Source organism: Rhizorhabdus sp., assembly GCF_018006725.1.
Taxonomy (GTDB): Bacteria; Pseudomonadota; Alphaproteobacteria; order Sphingomonadales; family Sphingomonadaceae; genus Rhizorhabdus.
The window spans coordinates 1-3,308 of sequence record NZ_JAGMXV010000397.1 but is presented as its reverse complement, the minus strand read 5'-3'; the positions used below and the strand labels follow the sequence as shown (position 1 = coordinate 3,308).

The window sequence follows — 3,308 nt, the reverse complement described above, 5'->3', positions numbered from 1 at the left end:
CCTGGACGACGCAATATTTCGACAATCTGTTCGGCTTCGACTGGGTCCAGACGCGCAGCCCCGCCGGTGCGATCCAGTGGGTACCGAAGGATCCGAACGCCGGTCAGCTCGTCCCCGACGCTCATATCGCCGGCAAGCGCCATGCGCCGATCATGTTCACGACCGACCTGGCGCTCAAGGAGGATCCCGGGTTCCGCAAGATCTCCGAGCGTTTCCATAAGGACCCGAACGAATTCGCTGCGGCCTTCGCCCGGGCCTGGTTCAAGCTCACCCATCGCGACATGGGGCCGAGCGCGCGTTACCTGGGCCCGGATGTACCGAAGGAAAGCTACTCCTGGCAGGATCCGCTGCCGAAGGCCGATTATGCGACGATCGATGCGGCCGACGTTGCGCTGCTCAAGGATCGGATCGCGGCGGCCGGCATCGGCGATCGCGAGCTGGTGAAGGCAGCTTGGGCCTCGGCCTCCACCTTCCGCGGTACCGACATGCGCGGCGGTGCCAATGGCGCGCGCGTCCGCCTCGCTCCGGCGAAGGACTGGGCCGCCAATGATCCGGCCGAACTCGCCAAGACGCTCGCGGCGCTCGGCAAGGTGCAGCAGGACTTCAACCGCTCGGCCAAGGGCGGCAAGAAGGTCTCGATCGCCGATCTGATCATTCTGGGCGGCAACAGCGCGATCGAGCGTGCGGCAAAGAAGGCCGGTTATGACGTCACCGTCCCGTTCACTGCGGGCCGCGTCGACGCCACCCAGGCGCAGACCGACGTGAAGTCCTATGACTATCTGAAGCCCAAGGCCGACGGTTTCCGGAACTATTATGCTCCGGACGCCGACCATGGTCCGGCCGAGATGCTCATCGACAAGGCGAGCACGCTGACGCTGACCGTTCCCGAGATGACCGTGCTGGTGGGCGGCTTGCGCGCGCTGAACGCCAATGCCGGTCAGTCGACGGCCGGCGTGTTCACCGATCGTCCGGGTACGCTCAGCAACGACTTCTTCGTCAATCTGCTCGACATGTCGTACAAGTGGGCGAAGTCGGAGAAGACCCCGGGCCTCTATGAGGGCTCCGATCGCGCGACCGGCAAGCTGCGCTGGACCGCGACCCCGGTCGACCTCGCCTTCGGCTCCAATTCGGAGCTGCGCGCGGTGGCCGAAGTCTATGCTTCGGATGACGCCAAGGAGAAGTTCGTCCAGGACTTCGTCAAGGCGTGGACCAAGGTGACCAACCTCGACCGCTTCTGAGACGCGGAAGACCGGGACGGAAGGGGGCGGCGCCTGCGGGTGCCGCCCTTTTTCGTGGAGGCGAACAACAAGGCTCGCTGTCTCAATGTCGCTAAATTCCTCCCCGGCACGGGGAGGGGGACCGCCGAAGGCGGTGGAGGGGAATCCGCCCTCAACCCTGTAAGAATACCCCGCGACCAGCGTTGCCCCTCCACCATCCTTCGGATGGTCCCCCTCCCCGTGCCGGGGAGGAGCGGAGGCACTCGGCCGCCTCTTACTCCCCCATCCGCAGGACCACGATCAGGTTATTCGCCGGCATGGCATGCACCGCCTCCAGCCGCAGCCCGACGCTCTCGGCCAGTGTCACCACATCCTCCAGCTGCCGCAGGCCCCAGCGGCTGTCGCGCTGCTTCAGGCTCTCGTCGAATGCCAGATTGCTCGGCGCCGTCTCCACACCCTGCTGGAGATAGGGCCCATAGAGGATCAGCGGCCCGCCCGGCGGCAGCAGTTTCGCGGCGTTGGTCATCAAACCCACCGTCGCTTCCCAGGGCGAGATGTGGACCATGTTGATGCACAGGATCGCGTCCGCCCGCTCGATCGGCCAGCCGTCGCTGGCGGCGTCGATCGTCAGTGGAGGGCGGAGGTTCGGCAGGCGGGCGGTTTCGGCCCAGGCGCGGATCGAGGCGATCGCGGCGGGATCAGGATCGCTGGGTTGCCAGCTCAACGCAGGGAAAGCCCGAGCGAAGTGGATGACATGTTCGCCGGTGCCGCTCGCGATCTCCAGCACGGTGCCCTGTTCGGGTAGCACCGTGCGCAGGATGTCGGCGATCGGTTCGCGGTTGCGTTCGGTGGCGGGGGCGTGGCGGCGGGCGTCGGTCATGCGACGCTTATAGCCGGACCGGCCCCTGTCGCCAGTGCGGCGGGCGGGGGCGGCGACCCGTAGGTCGGTGCCCCGCCCGCCGGGACCGTCACTCGGCGGCTTCGGGAAGCGCCGCGTCCTTCCACACCAGCACCGGCTTGCGCGCGGCCAGCGTCTCGTCGAGGCGGCGGCGCGGAGCGAAGGCGGGGGCCGCCTTGAGCGCCGGATCGCCGGCCTTGGCCCGTTCGGCGACCGAACGCAGCGCACCGATGAACTGGTCGAGCGTGGCCTTGCCCTCGGTTTCGGTCGGCTCGATCAGCATCGCGCCATGGACGACCAGCGGGAAGTACATCGTCATCGGGTGGAAGCCTTCGTCGATCAGCCCCTTGGCGATGTCGAGCGTGGTGAAGCCCTGCGCCAGCCCGTCATCGCTGAACAGCGCCTCGTGCATGCACGGGCCGGCATGGCCGAACGGCGCCTCGAGCAGGCCGTCGAGGCTACGCAGCACATAATTGGCGTTGAGCACCGCGTCTTCGGCCACCTGGCGCAGGCCATCGGCCCCGTGGCTGAGGATATAGGTCAGCGCGCGGGTGAACATGCCCATCTGGCCGTGGAAGGCCGCCATGCGGCCGAAGCTGTCCGGATGATCTTCGCCGGCGGTTTCTTCCTCGACCAGGCGGAAGCCGCCATCGGCGAGCTTCGTCACGAAGGGGAGCGGCGCATAGGGCGCCAGCGCCTCGGACAGGACGACCGGGCCGGAACCGGGGCCGCCGCCGCCATGCGGGGTCGAAAAGGTCTTGTGCAGGTTGATGTGCATCGCGTCGATGCCGAGGTCGCCGGGGCGGACCCGGCCGACGATCGCGTTGAAGTTGGCGCCGTCGCAATAGACATAGCCGCCCGCCGCATGAACCGCATCCGAGATACGCTTCATGTCGCGTTCGAACAGGCCGCAGGTGTTCGGGTTGGTAATCATGACGCCCGCGACGTCCGGGCCGAGCCGTCCGGTGAGCGCGTCGAGATCGACGCGGCCGTCGGTGGTGGCCGGGATATTCTCGACGCGGTAGCCGCAGAAGGCGGCGGTAGCGGGGTTGGTGCCATGCGCCGATTCGGGGACGAGGATCACCGAGCGGTCGCTGCCCTGCGCGTCATGTGCGGCGCGAATCGCCAGCAGGCCGCACAGCTCGCCATGCGCGCCGGCCTTGGGGCTCATCGCCACCGCATGCATGCAGGTC

3 protein-coding genes are annotated in these 3,308 nt (G+C 67.6%); 1 reads left to right on the top strand and 2 read right to left on the bottom strand.

Annotated elements, in window-relative coordinates; translation table 11 throughout:
• Window positions 1–1,238: peroxidase family protein (locus KAY22_RS26710; protein ID WP_366514179.1), on the top strand; the 1,238-nt coding region annotated here is incomplete at its 5' end.
• A gap of 253 nt (window positions 1,239–1,491) precedes the next feature.
• Here the strand turns inward: KAY22_RS26710 and KAY22_RS26705 are convergent.
• Together KAY22_RS26705 and gcvPB are read right to left on the bottom strand one after the other, a co-directional pair.
• Window positions 1,492–2,097 carry a DUF938 domain-containing protein gene (locus tag KAY22_RS26705; protein WP_296626095.1) on the bottom strand — a complete coding sequence of 202 codons (606 nt, stop codon included), beginning with the start codon at window positions 2,095–2,097 and terminating at the stop codon, window positions 1,492–1,494.
• 88 nt (window positions 2,098–2,185) lie between these two features.
• Window positions 2,186–3,308: aminomethyl-transferring glycine dehydrogenase subunit GcvPB (gene gcvPB, locus KAY22_RS26700; RefSeq protein ID WP_296626094.1), on the bottom strand; the 1,123-nt coding region annotated here is incomplete at its 5' end.

What these genes read in the sequence shown, in the direction of transcription:
- KAY22_RS26705 (WP_296626095.1), bottom strand. Translation starts at nt 2,097, where the DNA reads ATGACCGACGCCCGCCGCCACGCCCCCGCCACCGAACGCAACCGCGAA.